Raw genomic sequence first — 26,030 nt, 5'->3', positions numbered from 1 at the left:
ATCCCTTCCGCCCACAGGTTCGGAGGCGTCTTGAAGCTTCTGCTCACATCCGGCGGCGTCACGAACCCGAGCATCCACCTGGCGCTCGAGCAGCTGCTCGGCAAGCCGGTCGCCGAAAGCCGCGCCCTCGTCGTCCCGACAGCACAGTGGGGCCACCCGATGTGCGGTCCGGCTTCGGTCCGGGGCCTGGTGGCCGCAGAACCCGATTTCCGGCACTTCACCGGCCTGGGCTGGGCGTCGCTGGGAGTCCTCGAACTCACCGCGCTGCCGACCATCGGCCAGGAACGATGGGTTCCGTGGGTCAGGGAGGCCGACGTGCTCCTGGTCGACGGTGGTGACGCGACCTACCTGTGCCACTGGATGCGAGAGTCCGGGCTGGCCGACCTGCTGCCCTCGCTGCCCGACACGGTCTGGGTCGGAGTGAGCGCGGGCAGCATGGTGATGACGCCCCGGATCGGCGAGTACTTCGTCGAGTGGGCGTCCGCGCCGGACGATCGCACCCTCGGCGTCGTCGACTTCTCGATCTTCCCGCACCTGAACGCCTTTCCGACGAACACCATGGCCGACGCGGAGCGGTGGGCCGCCGGGCTCGGCGTCCCGGCGTACGCCATCGACGAGCAGACGGCCATCCAGGTCGTGGACGGCTCCGTCGAGGTGATCTCCGAAGGCCAGTGGACCAAGCTCGGCTGACCGTCGCCCGGCACCCTGACCAGCTTCGATTGGCCGACGGAAGGGAACGCCGCCGCCTACGGCCCGACGGGTGGCTTCTTCAACGCCGAAGGCGCGATTCCCTGGTAGTGGCGAGCTTCATCGTCGGACGGGAACCTGGTTCGCGTCGATGGACGCGCGATCGTCCTCACTGAGACCCGCGGCTGCCAAGATGCGTTGCACGATGGCGTTCTTGCCCGCGCCGTACTCGTAGACGTCCGCCGCTTCGGCGCCCACCCGCCGCTTGACGTCGCCGTACTCGTCGCGAAGCTGCGGATCGGCCCGCAGGGCGTCGCGGACCGCCAGATGGTTTCGCAGCGACAGCGAGCCCTCGACAACGACGTAGGTGTTCGTTCGCGCCAACCGCTCCGGGGCGTCGAACGCCCAGCGCTGGGGGATGCCCAGTTCGCCGAGCGGGGTGAAACCACGAGCAACCAGGACCGCCGACGCCGCCTCGACGTGGGGTGCGGAGACGACGATGTCGCAGTCGATGACGGCCTTCGCGGCCAGGCCTGGCACCGAGGTGCTGCCGACATGCTCGATCGCGACGACAGGCACGCCCGCGGCGGACAGCGCCGCCTGGTACTCCGAGCGCAGCGCCGCGAACCGCTCCGCCCAGATCGGGTCATAGTCGACGACTTCGATCATGCGGCGACTGTACCGCGCCGGCCTGGTGCAGTCGCGTCGCGCCAGATCTGCCAAGGACCCAGTTCGAGAGCGATCAGCGGCCGGGGAGGCCGGCGAGCGCTTTCGAACGTTGGGCGACCAGTTCGGCGTAGGTGCCGTCGCGCTCGGCCCAGCGGTGCATCAGCACCCCGTTGACCAGGATCTCGTTCGGGGTGGGCTGCTCAGCGAGCAGGTCCGTCACCTCATCGAGATAGTCGTTGAGAGCGAGGGCGTGGGGATTCGTGCTCGCGATGTCCGGGTGGCTGGCTACGGCCGGCGGCACCAGCTCGGCGACCTCGACGCCGGTGCCGGCGAGCTGAGCGCGGAGTGCCTCCGTGTAGGCGTGCACGGCTGCCTTGGACGCGCCGTAGGTGGGTGCGATCGGGAATGGCAGGAATGCGATACCCGAGCTGACCGTGATGATCGTGCCGGCGCCGCGTTCGATGAGGTACGGGGTGAACGCGTCGATCACCCGGATGGTGCCGAGCACGTTGGTCGCCATGGTGGTCTCGGTACTGGCGAAATGAGCCGGGTCGCGGAGGTCCTCGACGAGCATGACCCCCGACATCGTGACCACGACGTCCAGGTCCGGGTGATCGGCGAGCACCCGGTCGCGGGCCCGCAGCACCGACTCGGGGTCTGTGACGTCGATCTCAACGGTGGTAAGGCCATCGATCGGGGCGTTGCGGCGTCCGCCGATGATGACCGTGCTGCCGGCGGCGATGAAGCGACGGGCCAGGCCCAACCCGATGCCGGAGGTGCCGCCGACGATGAAGACCGTGCGATTGGTGATGTCCATGCGAGCCATGCTCCAGCCGGACCGCCACGGCTGGGCAGTCTCCGCTGATCCAGGGGTGTGGCAGGACCCCCTCGGGCCACCGGCTCCGGACTATCGTGGCCTTCGTGAGCAGCGAGAACGCGACCAACCGGCTCGGGGCGTACCTGCGGGCTCGGCGAGAGCTGATCACGCCGGAACGGGCGGGGATCCCGGCCGGCCTCAATCGTCGGGTCAAGGGCCTTCGGCGCGAGGAGGTGGCGCTGCTGGCCGGAATCAGCCCCGACTACTACCTGCGGTTGGAGCGGGGCCGCGATCGAAACCCGTCGCCGCAGGTCCTGGAGGCACTGGCCCGGGTGCTCGAGCTGGACGACGTCGAGCGTGAATACCTGCTCGGCCTCACCAAAGCCCGGCCACGAGCCCGTCTTCGCCGCCGCCCGACCGAACGGGTCCCAGCCCGGCTGCACCACTTGCTGGCCGCGATCGGCGTACCGGCCTTCGTCGAGGGCCGTTCATTCGACGTGCTGGCGTCGAACCCGCTGGCCGTCGCGCTGTCTCCGCGCTTGAGGCCAGGGGAGAACCGGCTGCGTTCGCTGCTGCTAGACCCCGAGGAGCGGGCGTTCCATCAGGACTGGGAGGCATCCACCGCTGGGTTCGTCGCCGCCTTCCGCAAGTCCGTCGGTGACGAGACCGACGATGCCCGCATCGTGGAGCTGGTCGGTGAGCTCTCCCTGGCCAGCGAGCGCTTCCGGAGACTCTGGGCCCGTCACGACGTCAGCGAACTGGAGGGCGGCTCGATCACCGTGAACCATCCGGTCGTCGGCAGCCTGCGGCTGAATCGGGACAAGCTGCCCGCCGACGAGGTGATCTTGGTGATCTACTACCCTGACCAGGGCTCGGAGAGCGCGGCGAAGCTGCGGGTCCTGGCCTCGCTGACGGCCGGCTCGACGGTCTGATCCGCGACCGATCAGCATGGCGGCTGTCGACTCGGGCTATCCGATCATTTCGATCGACAACAGGGAGATTATCGAACCTCAGAACTACTGATCATCGATGTTATATATTCACCTTTTGGTTACCGTTCGTACACCTGGCGTCGGTTAGCTGCCGATCATGGTTGCGGAGATCAAACCGAGCACGGATCCGCCGCTGCTGGAGACTTCCGCCTCGGAGCCGAGCTTCCGTGCCAGGCGAGGACGCCGGCGCCGGGCTAGCCGCGAGGCGGCGATCTTCCTGGCATTCGCCTTGCCCAACCTGGCGCTGATCGCCGTGTTCACGTACCGCCCGCTCCTGCTCAACATGTATTACTCGACGTTGGACTGGACCCTGGGCGCGCCGACGGCCAGGCCGGTGGGCCTGTCCAACTACCTCGACTTCTTCCAGTCCGCGGAAGCGGGACAGGTCTTCCTCACGACGGCGGTGTTCACCCTCGCCACCGTCTTCCTGTCGATGGCGCTGGGCCTGATGGTCGCGCTCGCGCTCAACCGCAGGGTCCGCGGTGCCGGGCTGGCCCGCGCCACGGTGTTCTCGCCGTTCGTGCTGTCCGGAGTCGGCGTCGGCCTGGCGTGGCAGTACATCTTCGACCCCACGGTCGGCGCGCTCGGTGCGATCCTGCGCAGTTTCGGTATCGCCAGTCCGCAGTGGTTCAACAACGAGACGCTGAGCCTGGTGATGGTGGTCCTCGTCTACGTCTGGAAGAACCTCGGCTACGCCGCGGTGATCTATCTGGCCGGTCTGCAGTCGATCTCGTCCGACGTCCTTGAGGCCGCCGCGATCGACGGCGCGAGCGCCCGGCGCAAGTTCTTCTCCGTCGTGCTCCCGCTGCTGTCGCCGACCACCTTCTTCCTGTTGGTGACCAGCACCCTCAATTCGCTGCAGGCATTCGATCTGATCCGGGTGATGACACCGCTGGGCCGCGGCACGACGACGCTGATCTACGACGCCTATCTACGGGCGTTCGGTGGCTACAACCAGGCAGGTTATTCGGCGATGCTCTCGACGGTACTTTTCGGCTTACTCGTGATCCTGACCCTGTTCCAACTGGTCTTCCTCGAGCGGCGGGTGCATTACCGGTGACCGCTGACTCCCGGCCGCTGTCGCGCCGCAACCTCGTCGCAGCCCTGGTGGCCGACTACCTGCCGATCATGCTTGCCATCCTGATCGTGGTCCTGCCGCTGGCGTACCTGATCCTGTCGTCGTTCAAGTCGCCCGCCGACGTCATCACGCAGAAACTCATCGTCCTGCCCGATCCGTGGCATCCGGCGAACTACAGCGAGGCGGCGCGGATCGTGCCCTTCCCGCGGCTGTTCCTGAACTCGACGATCGTGACCGTGGTCGGCGCCGGGATCAAGGTGCTCCTGGCCGTCTTCACCGCGTACGCCCTGGTGTTCGTGCGCTTCCCGGGCCGCAAGTACGTGTTCTGGGCGGTGCTCGCGACGCTCATGGTGCCGCCGCAGGTCAGCGTCGTTCCGAACTTCGTGTTCGTCAGCGGCATGGGCGGGCAGGACACCTACTGGGGCATCATCCTGCCCGGGCTGGCGACCGGATTCGGCACCTTCCTGCTGCGGCAGAGCTTCCTCACGCTGCCCGCGGAGGTGATCGACGCCGCGCAGGTCGACGGGGCCGGGCACTGGCGACGGTTGTGGCACATGGTGGTGCCCATGGCGGCGCCGAGCATCGCCACGGTCGCCCTGGTCAACATCGTGTTCGAGTGGAACGACTACCTCTGGCCGCTGGTCATCGTCTCGGATCCGCAGATGATGACCCTGCCGGTGGGGCTGACCCTGTTGCAGAACAGTGAGAACTCGGCGGCCTCCTACGGCATCGTGATGGCCGGCACGGTCATGGTCCTGCTTCCCGTCCTCGTGGTGTTCGCCGCCTTGCAGCGCCACATCGTCACCGGCTTGACCCAAGGCAGCGTCAAGGGGTGACTTCCGTCCCCATCGATCAGGAGGTGCACCGTGTTCCCGTCGGGTCCCGCCAGGCAATCAGGTGAACTGAGCAGAAGAGGGTTCCTCGGCCTGGCCGCCGCAGGGCTGTCCGCGACGGCGTTGTCCGCCTGTAGCGGCCCGTCGACCTCGTCCGGCACAACCTCTGACAAGCATCAGCAGATCGACTTCACCGGCGTCAAACCCGCCCGTGAGATCACCTTCTGGTCGTCGAACCCCGGTTCCTCCCAAGAAGTCACCCAGCAGATCATCGACGCCTTCCACCAGAGCCAGTCCGACATCCGCGTACAGCTGGTGACCGCCGGCTCGAACTACGAGGACATCGCCCAGAAGTTCCAGGCCGCCCAGGCCGGCGGTAAGCTGCCCGACCTGGTCGTGCTCTCGGACGTGTGGTGGTTCCGCTACTACCTGCAGGACTCGATCATTCCGCTGGACTCGGCGTTCACCGCCCTCAACTGGGACACCAGTGACTACCGGGAGCAACTGGTCTCCGACTACAAGTACGACGGCGCGACGTGGGCGATGCCGTGGGCGCGGTCCACGCCGCTGTTCTACTGGAACAAGGCCCACTGGGCGGCCGCCGGACTGCCTGACCGGGCGCCGACGACCTGGACCGAGTTCGCCGAATGGGCTCCCAAGCTGAAGGCCGCCAACGCGGGCATCCAGAACGCGTTCCAGCTGCCCGCGCTCGCCGGGTACGCGGGATGGAGCTTCCAGAACAACCTCTGGGGCTGGGGCGGCAGCTGGTCGGCCAAGGGCGCCTTCGACATCACGTGTGACAAGCCCGAATCGGTCGCCGCGTTGCAGTTCCTCGCCGACGCCGTCTACAAGAACAAGTGGTCGGGCGTGGCGGGCAAGGACTCGACCAACGACCTGTCGGCAGGCGCGGTCAGCGCGACGGTCGGCTCGACCGGCAGCCTGGTCGGCATCCTCAAGGTGGCCAAGTTCGACGTCGGAGCCGGATTCCTGCCCGGCGGCCCGGCGGCGACCTCACCGGTGTGCCCGACCGGCGGCGCCGGGGTGGGCATCCCGAAGAAGATCAAGCCGGAGAACCAGCTCGCCGCCGCGACGTTCATCAAGTTCCTCACGTCGCCGGAGAACACCCTGAAGTTCGCGCAGGCGACCGGCTACATGCCGGTACGCAAGTCGGCCGATCCGTCGTCGCTGATCGCCAAGGCGCCGCAGTCGAAGGTGGCGATCGACCAGCTGGCCGCCACGCGCAATCAGGACTGGGCCCGGGTGTTCCTGCCGGGAGCCGATCAGGAGATGGCGAATGCCTGCGCCGCCATCCTCACGAAGAACGCCGAGGTTCAAGGCGAGATGACCAAGCTCAAGTCCAAGCTTGAGGGCATCTACACCTCGCAGGTTCAGCCGCACCTGAAGTGAGCCCCGGCGTCGGCGGCCGGTCCACCGGACCGGCCGCCGACGCACAGCCGGCCGAGCTGAAAATCCGGCCATATCCGGCCATATCCGTCCATGAGGCGGTGCTGATCAGCCCGGGCCGGATCCTCCGATACCGCGCAGTTCCTCGTCGCCTGAAGTCTGGGACGAGCGCGGGTGACGGGTCATCAGCATCGTTGTTCCGCTCATGCTCGCACGTGCGCCCCCGAACGGGCTGCCGGCGCGGATGGCTGTGCGGTTTTCGCGGATTCGTTGGGTGCGGACGGCCGCGCAGGACAACTAGAGTCCGCTCCAGATCGATCACGGTAAGTGCTTTTGGTCCAGATCGCACAACGCGCGAAAGCCAGAGGTTGGGCGCCCCGCCGGTACCCCGGTGACCGATGCAAGGTCCCTTTTGCGTTGATTGGAGCGCAACATCTGGCTCACGTGAACGTTCTCGGAGAGGAACACCATGAACTGGAAGCGCACCTCCGCGATGGCCATCGCGATCTCGCTCGCCGGCTTGACGCTCGCTCAGCCGGCGTACGCGGGCAACTCCAGCATCACCCAGTTCTGCAGGGACAACATGTACGTCCTGACGTACAGCGGTAGCTCCAGTGACAGGCCGATGTGGTGCCGTGTCCAGGCTGGACCGGCGGCGGCCTTCGGCTACACCGGGCCCGCTGACGGATACCCCGGCGTCAACACCTGGATGGGCGTCCAGCGATACCTGACTCGCAATGGCGTCTACAGTGGTCCGGCCGACGGCATCCCCGGTACGAACACCTACAAGGGCATCCAGCTCATCGCCCGGAACGGCGGCTATACCGGCCCGATCGACGGCGTCCCCGGCCCCAACACCTGGCGCGGCTTCGACATGGCCATCCGTGTCGGGTGGTTCGGGCTCTGATCGCCGATGGGAGGGTGCCGGGCCGATGGCTCGGCACCCTCCCACTCCGCGGCCCATCGCACGACGGCGGTCCTCGATCGAGCCCGCGTACTGAACCTCCCGGTGGAAGACGTCGGCCGACGTCGCTTGGACCACCTCGGCGGACGGGCGTGGGTTCCACATCCTCAGAGGCCGTCGCAGCTGAGCCGGCCCGCCGCGAAAGAACCCGCGCCCAGGCCCATACGCCGTGGCGGGACCTCACAGGGGGAGGGGACGACGGTGACGATCGCGTACGGGAGGCCGGCTGTTTCCGGGCCGCCCGCTCAGCGCACCCGGGAGGCGGCGTGAGACCAGCCGTGGCCGTGGTCGATGACGCCGCCGTCATCCGGGAGTCGATCGCGATCCTCATGCCGGAGATTCAGGTCGTGGCAGCCGTTCCCACGGTGGAGGAGTTCATGCGGCGAAGCCCGCGGGTCGATCTGGTGGTGCTTGACCTGCATCTGGCCAACGCGGCGCAGCCCGATGTGCGGCAGGGCATCGCCGCGATCCGCGCATTGACCGCCGGCGGGTATCGGGTCTGCGCCTACAGCCAGGAGGAGCGCCGGTTCGTCTTGGCGGCCTGTATCGCGGCGGGCGCTCACGGGATCGTGTCGAAGTCGCTGTCCGCCGCCGCGGCGCAGCAGAACTTCGTCGAGGTCGCCGACGGCGGGACGGTGATCCCTCATTCGGTCATCGGACTTCTCGAGGTGTTAGTTCGGCGCAAGGCGATCACCGTGCTCACCGAACGGCAGCGTCAGGTGCTGCACGGTCGTGCCCGGGGATTCAGTTACGGGCAACTCGCCCGACGCCTCTTCACGGGCGAGAGCACGCTGCGCGGCTACTGGAAGGACATCACCGAGACGTTGTCGGACTACCTCGCATCCGCGACGCCTGCCGAGATCGAACATGCGCTCGGGCTGGCGCCCGGCGACCTGCTCGAGTTCTGGCCGGACGGGGACACGCCGACCAACTGGTGGAGCACGGCACCGGGGTAGCGAGATCCGGGGCCATTCGTGATGCCCGCCGACCGCGGTCCTGCTACTCAGCTCCTCATCAGCTACCCATCTCAACCTATCGATTGGAGGCAGGATGCCTGAACCGTCTGACGGGTCGCGGGGTGTGTCCCGGCGTTCCGTGCTCTACAGCGCAGGCGTACTCGTGCCCGGACTCCTTCTGGGCGTCCACGGCGCCGCCGCCTCGGCGGCCGCGCCCGGACGACAAGGAACGTTCTCAGCCCGTGCTTACTCGTGGCACCCGGCGGACGCCACTGGCGTCGAGGCCGCCGGAGTGGCATTCAGCCTGACGGTCGACGGTCGCCCGATGGCCGGGCGCCGGGTCCGGTTCTCGATCAGCGCCGCTGACGCCGTGAGCGGCAGTGTGTGGTTCGAGACGTCGGAAGGGCTGAAGCGCCCACTCCGACACGGATACGTCGATCTCGATCTGGACGCCAACGGAAGCGTACGCCTGGACGACCGGCTCCGGGTCGGACCCGTGCCGACCCAGAACACCGGCGCCGACCCGGTTCTGCGCGCCCAACTGGTCGGTTCCGAGGCCATCCTCGCCGTCGCCCGCATCTCGGTGGCCTGACCCATGACAACGTCCGCGGCGAGCCGTCAAGTCGCGTCGCCGCGCTGCGAACAAAGGAGTTTGCGTTGACCAGAACGGTCGCCGGGGCCGAATCGTGGGCCCGTCAGCACGTCACGGATGCCGGTGGCGGCGGCTTCTACAACGGCTACAACTGGTCCGGCATGTGCCAGGCATTGATGTTCCGGGCCTGTGCCCTGGCCGGCTCGGCACCCACCGCGTACCAGGCATATCTCGCGTCCGGACCGGACAACCATGACTACTCGGCCGCGCCCAGGGGTGCGTTCCACTGGTGGGGCGATCCAGGCGACCCCGGCCACGTCGCCCTGGACCTCGACGGCGGCGGTACCCGCTGCCTCATGGCGACCTCGCATCTGTCCGGCGGCGAGGACTTCGCCCCGGGCGGCTACTGCATCGGAACGCAGTCCGTGGCCCGGTACAACTCGCTGACCGGACTCGTGTACCTGGGCTGGACCCTCGACAACGTCGGCTCCCGGATGGCGGACGTCGGCACGCCCGGTCCGGGCGGCTCTACGTACACCCTGACGCCCGACGACCAAAAGGTCTTGCAGACCCTCGCACAGCGCGGCGGCTACACCGGGCCGGTCGACGGCGTCATGGGCGTCAACAGCTGGAAGGGCGTGCAGACCGCCGTCCGGGGATACGGCTACACCGGTCCCATCGACGGAGTACCCGGCACCAACACCTACAAGGCGATCCAGAGCCTCGCCCGCGACGGCGGCTACACCGGGCCGGTCGACGGGATCCTCGGACCCAACACCATCCGCGGGGTGGCGAACTGGCTGGCCGCGCATCCACCGTCGTCGCCGCCCGCCCCCGGCCCCGCGCCCACCCCGCCCGCGGGCAGCCTGATCTACGGCATCGACGTCGGCACCAGCCAGGCCAACCTCGACTTCCTGGCCGCCCGCAGCGCCGGATTCCGCTTCTGCGTCGTCAAGTCCGGCGGTTCCAACGACGGTACGCATCTGCCGTACACCGCGCCGTACTACGTCCGGCAGGTCGACGCCGCCCGCGCGGCCGGCTTCCTCGTCGGCCACTACTGGATGACCGGATGGGGCACCGCGTCCGGCGACGCCGACTACTTCCTCACCCGCCTGCACGACTACCGCGCCGGTGACCCGCTGATGATCGACGTCGAAGGAGTCGATCAGAGTCCGGTATGGACGGATGCGCAGACGGCGAGCTTCATCAACATCGTCAAAGCGCGCCTCGGCGCGACGCCGTTCCTGTATACCTACTCCTCGCTGCTCACCTCGCGAACCTGGACGCAGACCCAGGCGACCGGGGCGAAGCTGTGGATCGCCGACTACGGTGCGGCGGCTGGCAGCCCGCGTATCGGGACCGCCTATCCGACCTGGGCGATCCACCAGTTCAGCAGCTCTGGTTCGGTCAAGGGCATCACCGTCGACATGAACCTGGCGAAGGCCGACGCGTTCGGCACGGCGACGCTGCCACCGGCGGGGCCGAACCCGGTACCCGATCCGGCACCCGACGTCTCCCTGTCCGACGGGGTCACGCTGCAGCGCGTCGCGCAGCTCGGCGGGTACACCGGACCGCTCGACGGGGTGCTCGGTCCCAACAGCTGGAAAGGCATTCAGACGCTGCTCACGCAGCTTGGTCTCTACAGCGGCCCGGTCGACGGCGTACCGGGGACGAACACGTACAAGGGACTCCAGCTGCTGGCTCAACGCGGCGGCTACACCGGGCCCGTCGATGGCGTCCTCGGCCCCAACTCGTACGCCGGACTGCGCGGTTATCTGGCCCAGGTCGACGGGAACGTCACCATCGCCACCGCCGATGCCCAGACTCTGCAGCGGATCGCCCAGCGAGGCGGGTACACCGGGCCAGTCGACGGCGTCATGGGCGTCAACAGCTGGAAGGGTGTCCAGGCGGTCCTGTCCGCTGGCGGCTACTACACGGGCCTGGTCGACGGCGTACCCGGGCCCAACACCTACAGCGGTCTGCAGCGGCTGGCGGCCGACTATGGCTACACGGGGCCGGTCGACGGCGTACCCGGGCCGAACACCTTCGCGGCGTTGCGCTCCTACTTGACCGTGACCAGCGGCGGGCCTGGGCCGATCTCGACCGCGGACGGCATCATTCTGCAGAAGATCGGCGTGGCCGGTGGGTACACCGGGCCGATCGACGGGGTTCCCGGCGGCACCACCTGGAGGGGCGTCCAGCCCGTGCTCCGCGGATACGGCTACAGCGGGCCGCTGGACGGCGCCCCTGGGACCAACACCTACAAGGGACTGCAGACCCTGGCCGCCGCCGGCGGCTACACCGGGCCGATCGACGGTGTCATGGGCGTCAACAGCTGGAAGGGCGTGCAGACCGTGATGCGACGCTTCGGCTATACCGGTCCGATCGACGGCGTGCCCGGCACCAACACGTACGCCGCGATGCAGCGCATGGCCAAGCTCGGCGGCTACAGCGGGCCGATCGATGGTGTGCTGGGGTCCTTCAGCTGGCGCGGTATCCAGTCCTGCCTGCGGGGATCCGGCTACTCGGGTCTCATCGACGGCGTGCCCGGTGCGGGCACCTATGTGGCATTGCAACGGCTGGCTCAGATCGGCGGCTACACCGGCCCCCTCGACGGCGTCCCGGGGCCCAACACCTATCGAGCCTTGTCGAACCTGGTCTGACGCCTTCGACTGACTGATACTGGGCCGCCCGGCCGACGGCACGCATCCGTCGGCCGGGCGTCGTCGTACACAGGTGCAGCCTCAGCCGGTTGTGTACCCCCAAAAGTGGACCCTCGTCGTTGCCATGCCGCGAAAATCGCCTGGCCCGGGCGATCGTGACCGATCGGCTGAGGGTGGCCGATCGGCTGAGGGTGACCGGCATTCAGCCGATCCGTGATGTCGCGTCGAAGTCGCCGTTGAGAGCCTGTCGGGCAGCCCATCACCTGCAGTACATTGATCGGCACGCTTCGCCGGGCCTGGGCCGGCGAAGATGCGAAACAGCAGCTCACGGCCGTACTCGAACGGTTATTGGGGAGCCACGATGGCGGGGCGGAACGCACGATGGCGTGTCACTGACCTGCCGACGACCAAGGTCGGCGTCGAGCGGGTGTTCACCTACTTCATCGCCGGTGTGCGGTTGGGGACGGTCGCCCAGATGGTTCCCGCGGTTCGAGTCGGCTTGGCCTCCTCGCCCAACGACGCCGCCTATCTGGCGTGCTGGCTGGCCGCCGCGTGCGCGTCGGTCGCGGTGAGCGTGGCGACCCTGATCCGCCAACGCCCGCTGGGGGCGGTCGCCTCCGCCGCCGACTTCGCGTTGGCGTGCGCGCTGCTTGTGCTCGCGCCGCAAGTCCTGGTGGCGGGGGAGCGCTTCGGCACGTGGGTCGCCTACCAGCCCGGGTACGCGTTGTCGGTGATCCTCACAGCCAGCGGCGTACGCAGTCTCGTCCTCTGGGCCGGCAGCCTGCTCGGCGTTGTCATCTGTTACCTGGTGTACCTCGGTGACGCCGGTGCCGGGATGGCCACGACGGCGATCGGCAACGAGCTGACCTATGTCGTGTACGCGGTGGTGGCCCGCATGCTGTTCAACTACATCCGCCGCATCGCACACGATGCCGATTCCTCCCGTGCACTGGTCGCCGAGTTGGCCCGTGTCGAGGAGGAACGCCGCGCCCGGGTGCTGATGCACAACGGGGTGGCGGTCATGCAACTGCTGGCGAACTCGAGCCCAGGCGAGCCTCGCTCGGGCCTGGCCGATCTCGCCGAGGTCGAGGTGCAGCGGATGCGCGCCTATCTGCGGGGGCGCCCCAGTCCGGCGTACGAGGCGGACGGTGGCGGCCAGGTCACGCTCGCTCCGCTCGCGGAGCGCATGTGTGATCGTTTCGCCGATCTGCATGCCGATACTCTGCTGGACCTGGGCGCGACTGTGCGGCTGCCGAGGGAGGACGCGGAGGCCGTCGAAAACGCGCTGGAAAGCTTGCTGCTCAACGTCCGCGCGCACGCGCGGGCGCACAATGTCGTGGTGCATCTGGACGAGGATCTCCACGGGCGGTGGGCGTTGACCGTCAGCGACGACGGCGTCGGTTACGACCCGGCTTCGGTGGCCCTCGGTGTCGGATTGCGTGACGTCGTGATCGGTGAGCTGCAGTCCCGTGGGCTCGACGTCGCGATCGCGTCCGCACCTGGCGAAGGGACGACCGTGACGATCAGCGGCTCAGGCCTTCGGCGGGGTCGGGGTGACGGCGGGGACCGGCTGGCTGGCGCGCGGTGAGGCCCACGGTCGCGGTCGTTGACGACGCGTCGCTGATCCGCGCGTCGCTGGGGCTGCTGATGCCGGATCTTGAGGTCGTGTTGGCCACTGCGACGGTGGAGGATCTCCTGGCCTCAGCTCCCACGGTGAACCTGGTACTCCTTGACCTGCACCTGGTCAACCTCGAGCAGCAGCCCGACGTCCGGCAGGGCATCGCAGCCATCCGTGCCCTGACTGCTCACGGGTATCGCATCTGCGTCTACAGCCAGGAGGAGCGCCGGTTCGTCCTGGCCGCGTGCATCGCCGCGGGGGCGAGCGGTGTCGTGTCCAAGGCAATGCCGACCGACCGGGCGCAGCAGTCGTTCCTCGAGGTCGCCGCCGGCGGCACGGTCGTACCACAGTCCGTGGTCGGCATTCTGGAGGTCCTGGTCCGCCGTGACTGCATCACCATGCTCAGCGAACGTCAGCGTCAGATCTTGCACGGCCGGGCTCGTGGCCTCACCTACGCTCAGGTCGCCAAGCAGTTGTTCGTCAGCGAGTCCACGCTGCGTGGCTATTGGCAGGATCTCACCCGCTCGCTGTCGGAATCGCTGCGCAGCCTGACCGCTGCCGAGATTGAGCGCGCCCTGGGGCTGGCTCCGGGCGACCTGCTGGAGTTCTGGTCGCAGGACGTCACCGACACCTCCGACTGGTGGCGGATCAGCCCTCCGAGACGATCTACCCCGTGACGTAGCGAAGCCGGCCGTCGGGATCGGCGTCGTCGGCGCGAAGTCTGCGGAACCGTTGGGTCACAACGATCGCAGCGCGGCCTAGCTTGACGCCATGACGGATTTACTGGGCGACCCCCCATCGCCGGGTGACGACGCAGGCGTCTCTCGCCGCCGGCTGATGTTCGCCTCAGTCCTCGCGGCGGCGCTGGGGCCGATCGTCGCCGATCAGATACTGGGGCCGACGGCTGCCTATGCGGCCGAGACGCTGAACAACCCGTTCGCGGGGTGGCCGGTGACCGGCTCGTGGGAAGACCACGCGAGCTACTCGGCGGGTGGCACGGACTACCCGCTGAGCTACAACACGGCGCTGCCCGCGCCGGCCTCGGGCACGCTCGAATATCGCGGGTGGGTCGACTCCGGCGGGCGGCGCTCCGTCCTCTGGCTCGACACTCCGTTCAACCGGGTGCTGCCCAAGTCCGGCACGCTCATGAACGGCTCGAGCTACGAAGCGAACGGCCCGATCGTCGGTGTGGTGTTCCAGCACCAGGCATCGGTGCGGCCGAACGGCCACTACGGCCAGGGCGCGATCGTCGGCTACTCGGGAGCGTCGGCGAGTCCGGGGGATGGCGACTACGGCGGCGACATCCACCTGCACATCCATGGTGTCGACGCTGCCGGGAATCGCGTCGACTTCACCAAGTTCGTGGGTTCGACGACACAGCCAGAGATCATCAAATCGAAGGACGGGAACATGTATCTGATCTGGAGCACCGGCGGCACCGGCTACCTCGCGCTGCCCGGCAAGGGACTCGTCGGCATCAGCAGCATGCAGCACTACAACCTGCTCAAGCGGGTCATCAACTCCGACCAGACCGCCGGGCAGCCGGAGGTGTTCAACGCCACCGAGATCGCCTGGATCAACTCCTACCTCAGCGGAGTGAAGCCCTGATCCTGTCCTCACCCGACCGAGCGGCCGGTGCTGCGGGGAAGTTCAGCGTCGGTCGTTGCGGCTGTCATCCGTTGAGGAAGGCGAGCACCGCCAGCACCCGGCGGTGGCCGCTGTCGGTGACTGCGAGGCCGAGTTTGGCGAAGATGTTGCCGACGTGTTTGTGCACGGCGTTGTCGGTGATGACGAGCCGCTGCGCGATGGTGTTGTTGTCGTGCCCCTGCGCCATCAGTGCGAGCACCTCGCGTTCGCGGGGAGTGAGGGCGGCGATCGGATCCGCGCGGTGGGCGAACAGTTGCGCGATGACCTCGGTGTCCATCGCGGTGCCCCCGGCCGCTACCCGCCGGAGCGCGTCGACGAACTCGTCCACCCGGCTGACGCGGTCTTTGAGGAGGTAGCCGACGCCGCCTGCGGCGCTGGACAGCAGCTCGGCGGCGTACTGCCGTTCGACGTATTGCGACAGCACGAGGACCGGCAGCCCGGGGTGCTCTCGCCGGGCCTGCAAGGCGGCGCGGATTCCCTCGTCACGAAACGACGGCGGCAGCCGGACGTCGACGATGGTGACGTCCGGCTGATGCTCCTCCACGGCGGTGAGGAAGCCCGCCGCGTCAACCGCGATGGCGGCGACGTCGAATCCGGCGCGGTTGAGCATCAGCTCCAGTCCGGTCGACAGCAGGACGTTGTCCTCGGCGATGACTACCCGCATGGCAGCTCCAGGGTGATAATCGTCGGCCCGCCGGCCGGGCTGTCGACGTCGACGACGCCGTCGAGCGCGAGCACCCGGCGGCGGATCCCGGCCAGACCGGTGCCCAGCCGTTCGTCGGCGCCGCCCGTGCCGTCATCGGTGATCATCACCGACAGTCCGGCCACGGTGCGGCGCGCCCTGACCACGGCCGAGGTCGCGTGACTGTGCTTGGCGACGTTGGTGAGCGCCTCGGCGACGGCGAAGTAGACGACGGCCTCCACCGCCGCCGGCACCCGGCCGAGGTCGCCCAGGTCCAGCCGCGTCGGCACGCCGCACTGGGTGGTCACGGCGGTCAGCGCGCCGGCCAGGCCCCGGTCGGCGAGAATCGGCGGATAGACGGTCCGGATGACCTCGCGTAGCTCGGTCATCGCCGCCTCCGCGCTCTCGTGCGCCTCGCGGAGAAGTCCCGCCACGAACTGCTCGTCGCGCGGATCGTCGGCGAACGCCTGGCGGGCCACGGCAAGGCGCATCGCGATGGCCACGAGCCGCGCCTGCGTGCCGTCGTGCAGGTCCCGCTCGATCCGGCGCAATTCGGCTCCGTGGGCGTCCAGCACCTCTGCTCTGGTACGCGTCAGCACAGCGACCCGATCGGTGAGCTGTTCGTTCGCCGACGGCGACAGCGCCTTGAGGCAGATCCGGGCATGGGTACGCGCGATCGCCGGGAATCCCGCGTACGCCGACGCGGTGAGCAGAAGGAGTTGGAGCGGGCCGAGCGTGAGGGCCGTCGTCCAGTCGTTCACCGGAACGTCGATGAACAGCCGTGGCCGATCCGCTGGTGCGAACGCCCACCACAGCGGCGTGGCGACCGCGGCGGGCAGCAGGTTTCCGACGCACAGCAGCACGAGCAGGCCCAGCGTCACCCCGAGGACGGCGTTCACCGGCAGCCACAGCAGGTCGCGGGGGGTCGCCGCGTCGGCCCAAGGCCGTCCCGCCACTCCCACTTCGGGCCGGGCCGCCACCGGGGTGCCGAGCAGCCGGCCGGCGCGGTCGCGGTGCCGGTTCGCCCACCGGCGGGCGTACCTGGGATAGCACAGCAGCGGCAAGGCGAGCAGCGTGACGACGCCGGTGGCCAGCCGACCGAGCAGGTAGACGCCGCTTCGGCGTACCTGCACCCATCGCCGGCCCGACGTGGCCCCTGCTGTTGCTGGCACGGCGCCCAGTCTGCCCGGCGGGCACCGGCTTCGGCACTACAGCCAGCTGTACCTCACATCGGGCGGCTGAGGGTATCGGTATGCGTCGACGCGAAATCTAGCGTCGTACGCATGAGGTTGACCAGCGAAAACACGGCCGCCCACGAGGCGCAGGCGTACGCGGTGCGGCTGGAGTCGGTGTCGAAGGTGTACGGCTCCGGCAAGAACCAGGTACGCGCGCTCGACGACGTGACCGCCGGATTCCGACGGGGAACGTTCACCGCCGTCATGGGCCCGTCCGGGTCCGGTAAGAGCACCTTCCTGAACTGCACGGCCGGGTTGGACCGCCCGACGTCGGGCCGGATCATGCTGGGCGACGTGGAGCTGTCCGGCCGCTCCGAGACCGAGCTGACCGAGGTGCGGCGCGACCGCATCGGGTTCGTCTTCCAGGCATACAACCTGCTCGCGGCGCTGACTGTGGCGGACAACGTGACGTTGCCGGTCCGGCTGGCCGAACAGCCGGTCGACCCGGAGCGCCTGTCGAGCGTCCTTGCCGCGGTCGGGCTCAGCGAGCATCGCGACCGCCGGCCGAGCCAGCTCTCGGGCGGCCAGCAACAACGGGTCGCCATCGCCCGGGCACTGGTCAACCAGCCGGATCTGGTCTGCGCCGACGAGCCGACCGGCGCGCTGGACAGCCACAACGGCCGAAAGGTCCTGGCGCTGCTGCGCAGGATCGTCGACGACCTGGGGCAGACCGTGCTGATGGTGACGCATGATCCGGTCGCGGCCGCGCAGGCCGACACGGTGATGTTCCTGGCCGACGGCCGGCTCGCCGGTGAGCTGACCCGGCCGGCGGCTGAGCAGATCGCCGAGCGCATGACCCAGCTGGGGCGGTCGTGAGCCGCCGCGCGCTGTCCCGGCGCACGCTCGCGCTGGCCTGGAGCACGATCAACGGGCGCAGAGGCGGATTCGTCGCCGCTTTCGTCGCGGTGCTGTTCGGCTCGGCGGTTATCACCGCATGCGGGATCCTGCTGGAAAGCAGCGAACGCTCGGGCGTGCTCACCGAGCGGTATCAGGCAGCCGACGTGGTGGTGGGTGCCCCGCAGGCACTTCCGGTGAACGACGACGTCGACCCCCGGTACGCCGAACGAGCGACCCTGCCGGCCGAGCGCGTCGACGAGGTGGCGCGCGTACCGGGTGTCCGGAGGGCGATCGCCGACGTCGACGTCCCGGTCAGCCTCGTCACCGACGGCGGCGACGTGCTCGCCGGGCCGAGCGGCACCCGGATGCTGGGGCACGGCTGGCAGTCGACCGTGCTCGGCGCGTTCAGTCTGAACGCCGGACAGCCGCCGGCTGGACCGGACGAGGTCGTCCTGGACTCCGCGCTGGCGCAACGGGCTGGCGTCACCGTCGGTTCGCCGGTTCGGCTCGCGGTCGGCACGAATACCGCCACCTATCGCGTGACGGGCATCGTGCGGCTGCCCGGCGGCGACCTCGTCCGGCAGTCGGCGCTGTTCTTCACCGACGACCGCGCCCGGGAACTGACCGGCCAGCCCGACCGGGTCGACGCGATCGGCGTACTGGCCGCGCCCGGGGTCGGTCCCGACGCTCTTTCCGACGCGATCGAGGCGGCGGTCGCCGGCACGGTCGGCTACACCGGCCGGGAACGCAGCGAAGCCGAGTTCCTCGACCTCGGCAGTACGCGGTCGTTCCTCGGCGAGCTGTCGCTCGCCTTCGGCGGCAGCATGGTCGTGGTGATCATGATCGTCGTGGCGAGCACCCTCGCCCTGACGGTTCGGCAGCGGCTGCGGGAACTGGCGCTGCTCCGGGCGATCGGCGCCACCCCCAAGCAGGTGCTGGCCATGATCGCCGCCGAGACCACGGTGGTGGCGACGTTCGGTGCCGTGCTCGGCGTGCTCCCCGGCATCGGGCTGAGCTTCCTCTTCCGCGAAGCCTTCGTGCTGGTCGGCGCGGTTCCAGCCGACTTCCACCTGTCGATCAGCCCACTACCCCTGCTCGCGGCGACGGCACTGTGCCTGATCGGCGCTCGCCTCGGCGGCCGGCTGGCAGCGCGACGGGTGGCCCGGCTCCGGCCGATGGACGCGCTCGGCGAGGCCACCGTGGAGCCGCCCAGGCTCGGCCGGCTCCGGCTGACCAGCGGCTTCCTGCTGATCCCCGCCGGTCTCGCCGCCGGGTTCGTGCTGCCCTGGCGGCTGACCGGCGACGGGGCCGCCGAGATCGCCGCGTTCTCGGCGTTCCTGCTCCTGTTCGCGGTCGGGCTGCTGGGCCCATGGTTGCTCCGCGTCGCCGTCTTCGTGCTCGGTCCCTGGCTGAACCGCCGATCCGGCGTCGGCGGATTCCTCGCGACCGCGAACGCCCAGGCCAACTCGCGCAGGCTCGCCGCGGCCACCACTCCGCTCATCATGGGCATCACCCTGGCCGCCGGGCAGCTCTTCAGCGCCACGACCGCGCAATCGGCCGCGCAGGACCAGGCCGCGGAAAGCCTGCGCGCGACCTACGTCGTCACATCCACCTCCGCCGGCATCTCACCCGACGCGGCGGACCTGATCCGGGCCCTACCGGGCGTTTCGGTGGTGACGCCGGTGGTGCGTACCAGGGTCCTGGCGACCTTCGGCGAGTCCGACGGCCCGCAGATCCGGGCGTACTCGGCCCAGGGGGTCGGCGGCGGTCGGCTCACCGAAACCATGGATCTCGCAGTCCTCGCCGGCGACATCACGAAGCTGCGCGGCGACACGGTCGCCTTGAGCCGGATCGCGGCGGGCACCCTGGGGGCTCGGCTCGGCGACACCGTCGACCTCCACCTGGGCGACGGCACGCGGATCAGACCCACCGTGGTCGCGGTCTACGAACGAGGACTCGGCCTCGGTGACGTCACACTGCCGCACGACCTCGTCCTCGACCACACCACCGACCGCCTGGACCTCGCGCTGCTGGTCACGGCAGTCCAGGGAGCAGACACGGGTACGCTCGCCGCCGCGATGCGATCCGCCGTCGCGCGTATGCCGACCGTCCGCGTCGACAGCCGTGAGTCGTTCGTGGCCGCTCAAGGTGAAGCGACCGCGGGCGAGTCGGCGGTCGGTCTCATCCTCAACGCGGTCATGCTCGGATACCTCGCGATCGCCGTGGTGAACACCCTCGTGATGGCGACCGCCGCCCGCTTCCGCGAATACGCGCTGCTCCAACTCGTCGGCGCCACGCGGCGGCAGGTGTTCGCCATGATGCGCGGCGAAACGCGGATCATCGTGGCCGCTGCCGTACTGCTCGGTACGCTGGCCGCGGTCCCGTCCCTGATCGGTACCAGCATCGCACTGACCAGGACGCTCACCCCGACCGTCCCGCCGCTGGCGTACCTGGCGATCGTCGCAGTATCGGCGCTGCTCGGCTGGACGGCCGTCATGACGTCGGCCCGACTCGCCATGCGTCCGCGCCCCGTCGACGCGATCGGCGTACGCGAGTGAGACAACCGCCGGTCACGGCGGTATCGCGTACCAGTGAGGGAAACGGCCGGGGCCGCAGCGCCCCGACCGGCCGATCCACCGACTCGCTCTCAGACCGCGACGACGACCTTCTTCCCGCCGTGTAGCCCTTTCTCGAGGTGGCGATGGGCCTCGACGACATCGTCCAGAGCGAACACCGCGTCGACGGCGGGCCGCAGCGCACCGTGCCGGACCCCGGCGTTCAGGAAAGCCGCCATGCGCTTGACCACGGCGGCGTCGAGCGTGTGTTCGAAGCTGCGGTAGCTGAAGATTGTGATCGGCGCTCCTACCGGCGAGGGCGTGGGCCGGGCGTCCAGGAAGCCGGCCGCGACCAGCGTCGCGCCCGGGCGGGCCGCCTGGACGAGTTCCTGCTGACCCGGGCCCGTGACAAGGTCGAGCACGATGTCGACGCCGATCCCGCCGGTGTGGTCGCGGACCGCTTCGACGATGTCCATGCCGTCGGTGGCGATCACCGCGGCCGCCCCTGCGGCGAGCAGGTCATCGGTCTTCGCGGAGTGCCGCGTGACGGCGATGGGCACGGCGCCGATCTGATGGGCGATCTGCATGGCCGCCCGGCCGACGCTGCCCGACGCGGCACCGATCAGGACGTGATCGCCGGGCCGCATTCCCGCCTTCTCGACGAGAGCGCCGTACGCGGTGGAGAACCCGACCCAGATCGCGGCGGCCTCCGTGACGTCGAGCCCCGCCGGCCGGGCGATGACGCGGCTGGCCGGCAGCGTCGTGTACTCGGCATAGCTGCCCCGGACGCTCGCGTCCGGAATCGCGGCGAGGATGACCGGGTCGCCGATCGCCGGCCCGCTGACACCGGGACCGACGGCATCGACGACGCCGGTTCCTTCGACGCCGAGACGGGCGCCCGGCAGGGAGACGGGTGCCGGCAAGGCGCCGGAACGCATCATCAGGTCGAGCGGGTTGACGGCGAACGCTTCGATCCTGACGCGTACCTCGCCGACCTCGGGATCGAGGATCGGCTCCTCGACGACGTGCATGACCTCCGGACCGCCGAACTCGTCGAACACGACGACTCGTGGCATGGTGACTCCTTCGCAACTGTGCTGGTCTTCTCACAGACGACGCTACGGAGCCGTGCGTTACCTCTTGGTACCTTCGAAATCATGCAGAACGCGGCCGGGCCGGCCTTCCTCGCCGACTGCCCAACCCGCTTGGCGGTCGAGATCCTCTCCGACAAGTGGGCCGTGCTGGTGCTCTTCGGGCTCAGCCAGCAGCCGCGCAGGCATGGTGAGCTGGGCAGTCTCATCGGCGGCGTCTCGCGCAAGGTCCTCACCCAGACGCTGCGCCGACTCCAGGAGTACGGCCTGGTCGACCGCCACATCGAAGCGCCACGGCAGATCGAGTACCGCCTCACCGATCTCGGCCGGACCCTCATCGAGCCCATCGAGGTCCTGACGGCCTGGGCGAGAGACCACGGCGGTGCCATCGTCGACTTCCAGGAAGCGGCAGAAGCCGCCGCCCGATCAACGGCGGCCCGCTGAAGGATCTCCTTCAGCGGGCCGCTGGCTTGCTCTTGATGCCTGGCTCGTCTGTCAGCCGACGACCTGTTCCGAACCTTCAGGCCGCCGCCCGTCCGTCACAAGACGAAGGTGAAGGCGCCCCAGCCGTTGCCGATCTGCACCGGCGTGGAGAGTCCGCTGCCGTTGTGCGGGTAGTACCACAGGTCGCCGGAGTCGTCGACGCCAAGCACGTCGGCAGAACCGTCACCGCTCCAGTCCGCTGCGAACACCTCCTTGAACGCTCCCCAGCCGTGGCCGATCTGAACGGGAGTGCCGAATCCGCTGGCGGTGTACGGGTAGACCCACAGGTAGCCGCCGGAGTCGACACCGATGATGTCGGCGCGTCCATCGTGGTTCCAGTCGGCCCCCGAGACGTGCTTGAACGTGGCCCAGCCCTGGCCGACCTGGACCGGGGTACCGAAACCAGTGCCGCTGTGGGGGTAGTACCACAGGTAGCCGTTGGCGTCGACGGCCATCACGTCGGCCTTCGTGTCGGCGCTGAAGTCGGCGGCGATCACGTGCTTGAACCCGCCCCAGCCCTGACCGATCTGCACCCCAGGCGACAGCTGCTGCGCGTTGTTGGCGTAGTAGCGCAGGTAGCCGCCGGAGTCGACGCCGAGGACGTCGGCAGCGCCGTCACCGCTCCAGTCCGCGGCCATGACATGCTTGAACCCGCCCCAGCCCTGACCGATCCGCACGGGCGAGGAGAGCCCAGCGCCGTTGTGCGGGTAGTACCAGAAGACGCCGGACGCATCGACGCCGAGCACGTCGGCGGCGCCATCACCGCTGAAGTCGGAGACGTGGTCATCCTCGACCTGCACAGGCACCGGCAGGCCGGCGAAATCGATGTTGATGGCGGCGCCCTTGGTGACCGAGCCGCTGCATGTGTACGCCCCGGCAATGGCGCTGTACAGGCCGCCGTTGCGCCAGACTTCGAAATGCAGGTGCGGGCCGGTGGAATTGCCGGTGCTGCCGACGAAGCCGAGCGTCTGGCCGCGTCCCACCGGCTGACCCACCGAGACCGACGGAGCCTGCACCATGTGCAGGTACTTGGTGACATAGCCACTCGCGTGGGAGAGGTACACGCTGTTGCCGCCGCCGGAGGTGTAACCCGCGAAGGTCACCGTGCCCGCGTACGCCGCGCCGATCGCCGTGCCACCGTTGCCGGCGATGTCGATGCCGTAGTGGTCGCTGTCGGTACTGCCGCATCTGTTGGACAGCACACCGGTGACCCTGCCGCTGACCGGCTGAATCATCGCCCCGACCTGCGCCGCTGCGGGCTGCGCCGGCACCAGCACGAACGCGCCCAGCATGAGAGCAGCTCCGATGGCCGACCGTGCGACCGTCACGGGCTTCCTTGTCCGCATCGCATCTCCTCCGTGGGGTTCGCGCGGTCGGTTACGACTTGGGTCTGCCCTCACCCGATCCGCGCATGGAATCGAATAGTTGGAATACGGCGATCTTGTGATCGGCGGAGTGGCACGTCAAGTCCGCACAATTGAGGACTGGCGAAGCGACGAGGGCCGGCCCCCGCGGACGAACCGGGCCGGCATCCCGCTTCAAGAGCCGGCCCGGGCGGCGTTCCTCAGCTGTGCGCGCGGGTCATGGTGGATTGGTAGCCGCCGCCGGGCCAGGTCCACGCGCCGGTCGCGTTGTCGCCTGATTCGTCGAACGTGCCGCGGTAGCAGGCGGGGGAGCCCGGCTGGCCGAACCAGATGGTCAGCTCACCGCCGGTGATCTCGTAGGTGTACTCCAGCAGGTCACCGCTGCTGCCGAAATAGTGCGAGCGCAGGGTGCCGCTGTCGGCGTCGTATCCGATGTACTCGACGCCTTGTGTGGTGTGGCCGTCCTGGGTCAGATGGACCCGCTGGACGAGGAAGTGGCCGCCGGGCATCCACTCGTACGTGACGGTGCCTTCGTGGCCAGGTCCGAGGATTGTCCAGGAGCCGACGAGCGGATCCAGGGACATCAGGGCGGGATGCCGTGTGATGGTGGTGGACTGAGCGGTGTCCAGAAGCTGCTCGGTCATGATCTGTCCCTTCGTCGTCTCTGTCGATGTGGTCAGCGGTTGGGAGCGGGCCAGGGGAGCCGGTGACGCAGGCTGACCGCCAGACCGGCGGCGACCAGCCCCAACGCCGCCGGCGCGATCGGGTTGGCGCCGATCGTGACGTTGGTGATCACGGCACCGGCCAGCAGCCCGGCCAGCGCGAGGGCGGCTAGCCCGGCCAAACGCGGGATCAGCAGGCCGGCCGCACCTGCCAGCTCGCACACCCCCACCAACAGGCGTAGCCACTGGCCCCAGCCGATGTCGGTGAACAGGTCGATCATGGCCGCATCACCGGTGAGTTTCAGGACGCCGCCGACGGCGACCTGCAGGGCGAGCAGCACCTGAACCGTGGAGCGGACGATGATCGCGACGCGGCGCGATCGCGACCGGCCAGGTGTGGCGGGGGAGTTGTCGACTGTGATGTTCATGAGGTTCTCCTTGGCTCGTCTCCGATTGCGCCTGAGACGTCGGAGCCGACATGGAGTCCTCGACAGCGGCCGACAACTTTTTTGAAGATCTTTTCCGGGGCGCTCCGGCCTGCCGGGGTCTGGTATCAAGGTGGCATCCGGCCATAGTGGAGGGATCAGATGAAATACATGATCATGACTTACGGCGGCTCGTCCGACTGGGACGCGCTGGCCGGCACTGGACCGAACGCGATGACTCCGGAGCAGATCGCCGCCCACTTCACTGCGATGCAGGCATTGCAGCAGGAACTGGCCGCGACCGGCGAACTCGTCGCCGCGTTCGGGCTGTCCGAGCCTGACCGTGCACAAACCGTCGACGTCGGTACGGGCAGGCCGGTCGTGTCCGATGGGCCCTACGCCGAGACGAAGGAGTTCCTGGCGGGCTTCGGCATCGTCGACGTCGACGACCACGAGCGTGCGGTGGCATTGGCGGCCCGTTTCGCCGGCATCGTGTCGTCCCGCGTCGAGCTGCGGCCCGTCCACGGATGATCGCGGAGCTGCTGCGCGATCTCACGCCACAGGTGCTGGCGTCGGTGGTACGCCGCTACGGACACTTCGGCGAGGCGGAGGATGCCACTCAGGAAGCGCTGCTGGCCGCCGCCACCCAATGGCCGCACCAGGGAGTGCCGGACAACCCCCGGGGCTGGCTGATCCAGGTCGCCTCCCGGCGCCTGATCGATCACCTACGCAGTGAGCAGGCCCGAGGTCGGCGCGAGGCGGTACTGGCCGCGCAGATGCCGGCCGACCAGTGGCTGGCCCCGCCGGCCGACACCGATCACTCTGCCCACGCGGACGACACCGTGGCGCTGCTGATGATGTGTTGCCATCCCGCGCTGCAGCCCGCGTCGCAAATTCCGCTTACTTTGCGTGCCGTCGGCGGGCTGACGACCACCGAGATCGCCCGCGCGCTCCTGGTGCCCGAAACGACCTTGGCCCAGCGGATCAGCCGTGCCAAACAACGCATCAAAGACGCTGGCGCCACCTTCGACTTGCCTACCGGCGAGGAGGCGGAAGCCCGGCTGCCAGCAGTCCTGCAGGTGATCTACCTGATCTTCAACGAGGGGCACACCGCCAGTTCCGGCCCGGCACTACAGCGCAGGGATCTGGCCCACGAGGCGATCCGAGTGGCGCGCCTACTCGTTGACAGTTGCCCCGACCATGCCGAAACCGCAGGTCTGCTTGCTCTGCTGCTGTTCACCGACGCGCGCCGGGCAGCCCGGACCGGTGATACGGGAGAGCTCGTCCCGCTGGATCGACAAGATCGACGCAGGTGGGACTATCACGCCATCGGCACGGCCACATCTCTGCTGACCTCGGCCTTGGCGCGACGGCGACCGGGCCCGTACCAGATTCAGGCCGCGATCGCAGCCGCGCACTGTCACGCCGCCACCGCTGAGGACACCGACTGGCCACACATCCTGACGCTCTACGACATGTTGCAACGACTGGACGACAGCCCCGTCGTGACCCTCAACCGCGCGGTGGCCATCGCCATGGTGCATGGGCCACAAGCCGGGCTCGACCTCCTGGAGCCGTTGTCCGACGACCCGCGCATGCGCGACAACCACCGGTTGACCGCAGCCCGAGCTCACCTGCTCGACCGGGCCGGGGACCACGGAGCCGCCGCCGACCTCTACCGAACCGCTGCGCAGCAGACCGCCAGCGCTCGGGAGCATGACTACCTGCTGCGGCGAGCCGACGACATCACTCGCCGAACGTAACCGTCGGCAAGTG

At 68.8% G+C, this 26,030-nt stretch carries 25 protein-coding genes; 17 read left to right on the top strand and 8 right to left on the bottom strand.

The features are described from left to right. The first annotated feature begins 30 nt into the window (after window positions 1-30). Window positions 31-690 (top strand): Type 1 glutamine amidotransferase-like domain-containing protein, encoded by a 660-nt coding sequence (locus tag HDA40_RS13400; protein ID WP_253755522.1) that lies wholly within the window; start codon window positions 31-33, stop codon window positions 688-690. Window positions 691-807: 117 nt separating this feature from the next. Here the strand turns inward: HDA40_RS13400 and HDA40_RS13395 are convergent, their stop codons facing one another. Together HDA40_RS13395 and HDA40_RS13390 are read right to left on the bottom strand one after the other, a co-directional pair. Next, window positions 808-1,356: a GrpB family protein gene (locus tag HDA40_RS13395; RefSeq protein WP_253755520.1), complete on the bottom strand. Its 549-nt coding sequence runs from the start codon at window positions 1,354-1,356 to the stop codon at window positions 808-810. 73 nt (window positions 1,357-1,429) lie between these two features. After that, the gene (locus HDA40_RS13390; RefSeq protein ID WP_253755518.1) at window positions 1,430-2,173 is read right to left on the bottom strand and encodes an SDR family oxidoreductase; all 744 of its coding nucleotides are present in this window, start codon (window positions 2,171-2,173) and stop codon (window positions 1,430-1,432) included. A gap of 104 nt (window positions 2,174-2,277) precedes the next feature. On the opposite strand from HDA40_RS13390, the gene HDA40_RS13385 reads away from it, so the two are divergent. The 11 genes from HDA40_RS13385 (at window position 2,278) to HDA40_RS13335 (ending at window position 14,881) form a co-directional block, all read left to right on the top strand. Then, window positions 2,278-3,105, top strand: a complete 828-nt coding sequence (locus tag HDA40_RS13385) for a helix-turn-helix transcriptional regulator (RefSeq protein WP_253755516.1) — start codon at window positions 2,278-2,280, stop codon at window positions 3,103-3,105. A 157-nt stretch (window positions 3,106-3,262) separates the two neighbouring features. Continuing rightward, the gene (locus HDA40_RS13380) at window positions 3,263-4,225 is read left to right on the top strand and encodes a carbohydrate ABC transporter permease (protein ID WP_253755514.1); all 963 of its coding nucleotides are present in this window, start codon (window positions 3,263-3,265) and stop codon (window positions 4,223-4,225) included. Next, window positions 4,222-5,079 carry a carbohydrate ABC transporter permease gene (locus HDA40_RS13375; protein WP_253755512.1) on the top strand — a complete coding sequence of 286 codons (858 nt, stop codon included), beginning with the start codon at window positions 4,222-4,224 and terminating at the stop codon, window positions 5,077-5,079. The genes HDA40_RS13380 and HDA40_RS13375 overlap by 4 nt, the downstream gene beginning before the upstream one ends. A gap of 30 nt (window positions 5,080-5,109) precedes the next feature. Continuing rightward, complete coding sequence (locus HDA40_RS13370) at window positions 5,110-6,483, top strand: ABC transporter substrate-binding protein (RefSeq protein ID WP_253755511.1); 1,374 nt, start codon at window positions 5,110-5,112, stop codon at window positions 6,481-6,483. A gap of 466 nt (window positions 6,484-6,949) precedes the next feature. Beyond that, window positions 6,950-7,387: a peptidoglycan-binding domain-containing protein gene (locus HDA40_RS13365; RefSeq protein ID WP_253755509.1), complete on the top strand. Its 438-nt coding sequence runs from the start codon at window positions 6,950-6,952 to the stop codon at window positions 7,385-7,387. A gap of 323 nt (window positions 7,388-7,710) precedes the next feature. Then, on the top strand, window positions 7,711-8,400 hold the full coding sequence (locus HDA40_RS13360) for a response regulator transcription factor (RefSeq protein WP_253755507.1): 690 nt from the start codon (window positions 7,711-7,713) through the stop codon (window positions 8,398-8,400). 94 nt (window positions 8,401-8,494) lie between these two features. After that, window positions 8,495-8,992, top strand: coding sequence for a hypothetical protein (locus HDA40_RS13355; RefSeq protein ID WP_253755505.1), 498 nt, complete (start codon window positions 8,495-8,497; stop codon window positions 8,990-8,992). A gap of 65 nt (window positions 8,993-9,057) precedes the next feature. Next, on the top strand, window positions 9,058-11,655 hold the full coding sequence (locus HDA40_RS13350; protein ID WP_253755503.1) for a peptidoglycan-binding protein: 2,598 nt from the start codon (window positions 9,058-9,060) through the stop codon (window positions 11,653-11,655). 361 nt (window positions 11,656-12,016) lie between these two features. Further along, a complete protein-coding gene (locus HDA40_RS13345) occupies window positions 12,017-13,243 on the top strand; it encodes a sensor histidine kinase (protein WP_253755501.1) in 1,227 nt (408 codons plus the stop codon). After that, window positions 13,240-13,950 (top strand): response regulator transcription factor, encoded by a 711-nt coding sequence (locus HDA40_RS13340; protein WP_253755499.1) that lies wholly within the window; start codon window positions 13,240-13,242, stop codon window positions 13,948-13,950. The genes HDA40_RS13345 and HDA40_RS13340 overlap by 4 nt, the downstream gene beginning before the upstream one ends. 94 nt (window positions 13,951-14,044) lie before the next feature. Beyond that, a complete protein-coding gene (locus HDA40_RS13335) occupies window positions 14,045-14,881 on the top strand; it encodes a hypothetical protein (RefSeq protein WP_253755497.1) in 837 nt (278 codons plus the stop codon). A 64-nt stretch (window positions 14,882-14,945) separates the two neighbouring features. Here the strand turns inward: HDA40_RS13335 and HDA40_RS13330 are convergent, their stop codons facing one another. Both HDA40_RS13330 and HDA40_RS13325 read right to left on the bottom strand, forming a co-directional pair. Then, window positions 14,946-15,584, bottom strand: a complete 639-nt coding sequence (locus HDA40_RS13330; RefSeq protein ID WP_253755495.1) for a response regulator transcription factor — start codon at window positions 15,582-15,584, stop codon at window positions 14,946-14,948. Continuing rightward, window positions 15,575-16,774, bottom strand: a complete 1,200-nt coding sequence (locus HDA40_RS13325) for a sensor histidine kinase (RefSeq protein ID WP_253755493.1) — start codon at window positions 16,772-16,774, stop codon at window positions 15,575-15,577. The genes HDA40_RS13330 and HDA40_RS13325 overlap by 10 nt, the downstream gene beginning before the upstream one ends. 111 nt (window positions 16,775-16,885) lie before the next feature. Between HDA40_RS13325 and HDA40_RS13320 the strand changes: the two genes are divergently transcribed. After that, window positions 16,886-17,653, top strand: coding sequence for an ABC transporter ATP-binding protein (locus HDA40_RS13320; RefSeq protein WP_253755491.1), 768 nt, complete (start codon window positions 16,886-16,888; stop codon window positions 17,651-17,653). Continuing rightward, window positions 17,650-20,232 carry an ABC transporter permease gene (locus HDA40_RS13315; RefSeq protein WP_253755489.1) on the top strand — a complete coding sequence of 861 codons (2,583 nt, stop codon included), beginning with the start codon at window positions 17,650-17,652 and terminating at the stop codon, window positions 20,230-20,232. The genes HDA40_RS13320 and HDA40_RS13315 overlap by 4 nt, the downstream gene beginning before the upstream one ends. Window positions 20,233-20,321: 89 nt before the next feature. Here the strand turns inward: HDA40_RS13315 and HDA40_RS13310 are convergent, their stop codons facing one another. Continuing rightward, the gene (locus tag HDA40_RS13310; protein ID WP_253755487.1) at window positions 20,322-21,305 is read right to left on the bottom strand and encodes a zinc-dependent alcohol dehydrogenase family protein; all 984 of its coding nucleotides are present in this window, start codon (window positions 21,303-21,305) and stop codon (window positions 20,322-20,324) included. Between the two features lie 81 nt (window positions 21,306-21,386). On the opposite strand from HDA40_RS13310, the gene HDA40_RS13305 reads away from it, so the two are divergent. After that, the gene (locus tag HDA40_RS13305; RefSeq protein ID WP_253755485.1) at window positions 21,387-21,764 is read left to right on the top strand and encodes a winged helix-turn-helix transcriptional regulator; all 378 of its coding nucleotides are present in this window, start codon (window positions 21,387-21,389) and stop codon (window positions 21,762-21,764) included. A 95-nt stretch (window positions 21,765-21,859) separates the two neighbouring features. Here HDA40_RS13305 and HDA40_RS13300 read toward each other — a convergent pair whose 3' ends face one another. From HDA40_RS13300 to HDA40_RS13290, 3 genes are all read right to left on the bottom strand, one after another. Next, window positions 21,860-23,149: a peptidoglycan DD-metalloendopeptidase family protein gene (locus tag HDA40_RS13300; RefSeq protein ID WP_253755483.1), complete on the bottom strand. Its 1,290-nt coding sequence runs from the start codon at window positions 23,147-23,149 to the stop codon at window positions 21,860-21,862. Between the two features lie 218 nt (window positions 23,150-23,367). Further along, on the bottom strand, window positions 23,368-23,811 hold the full coding sequence (locus HDA40_RS13295; protein WP_253755481.1) for a hypothetical protein: 444 nt from the start codon (window positions 23,809-23,811) through the stop codon (window positions 23,368-23,370). A 32-nt stretch (window positions 23,812-23,843) separates the two neighbouring features. Then, window positions 23,844-24,257, bottom strand: a complete 414-nt coding sequence (locus tag HDA40_RS13290) for a DoxX family protein (RefSeq protein ID WP_253755479.1) — start codon at window positions 24,255-24,257, stop codon at window positions 23,844-23,846. A gap of 159 nt (window positions 24,258-24,416) precedes the next feature. Here HDA40_RS13290 and HDA40_RS13285 point away from each other — a divergent pair, with 159 nt between their 5' ends. Together HDA40_RS13285 and HDA40_RS13280 are read left to right on the top strand one after the other, a co-directional pair. Continuing rightward, the gene (locus tag HDA40_RS13285; protein WP_253755477.1) at window positions 24,417-24,785 is read left to right on the top strand and encodes a YciI family protein; all 369 of its coding nucleotides are present in this window, start codon (window positions 24,417-24,419) and stop codon (window positions 24,783-24,785) included. Further along, on the top strand, window positions 24,782-26,017 hold the full coding sequence (locus HDA40_RS13280) for an RNA polymerase sigma factor (RefSeq protein ID WP_253755475.1): 1,236 nt from the start codon (window positions 24,782-24,784) through the stop codon (window positions 26,015-26,017). The genes HDA40_RS13285 and HDA40_RS13280 overlap by 4 nt, the downstream gene beginning before the upstream one ends. Window positions 26,018-26,030 lie beyond the last annotated feature (13 nt).

The sequence above is a fragment of the Hamadaea flava genome (genome assembly GCF_024172085.1).
GTDB classification, from domain to species: Bacteria; Actinomycetota; Actinomycetes; order Mycobacteriales; family Micromonosporaceae; genus Hamadaea; species Hamadaea flava.
This window is presented reverse-complemented; position numbering and strand designations above follow the sequence as displayed.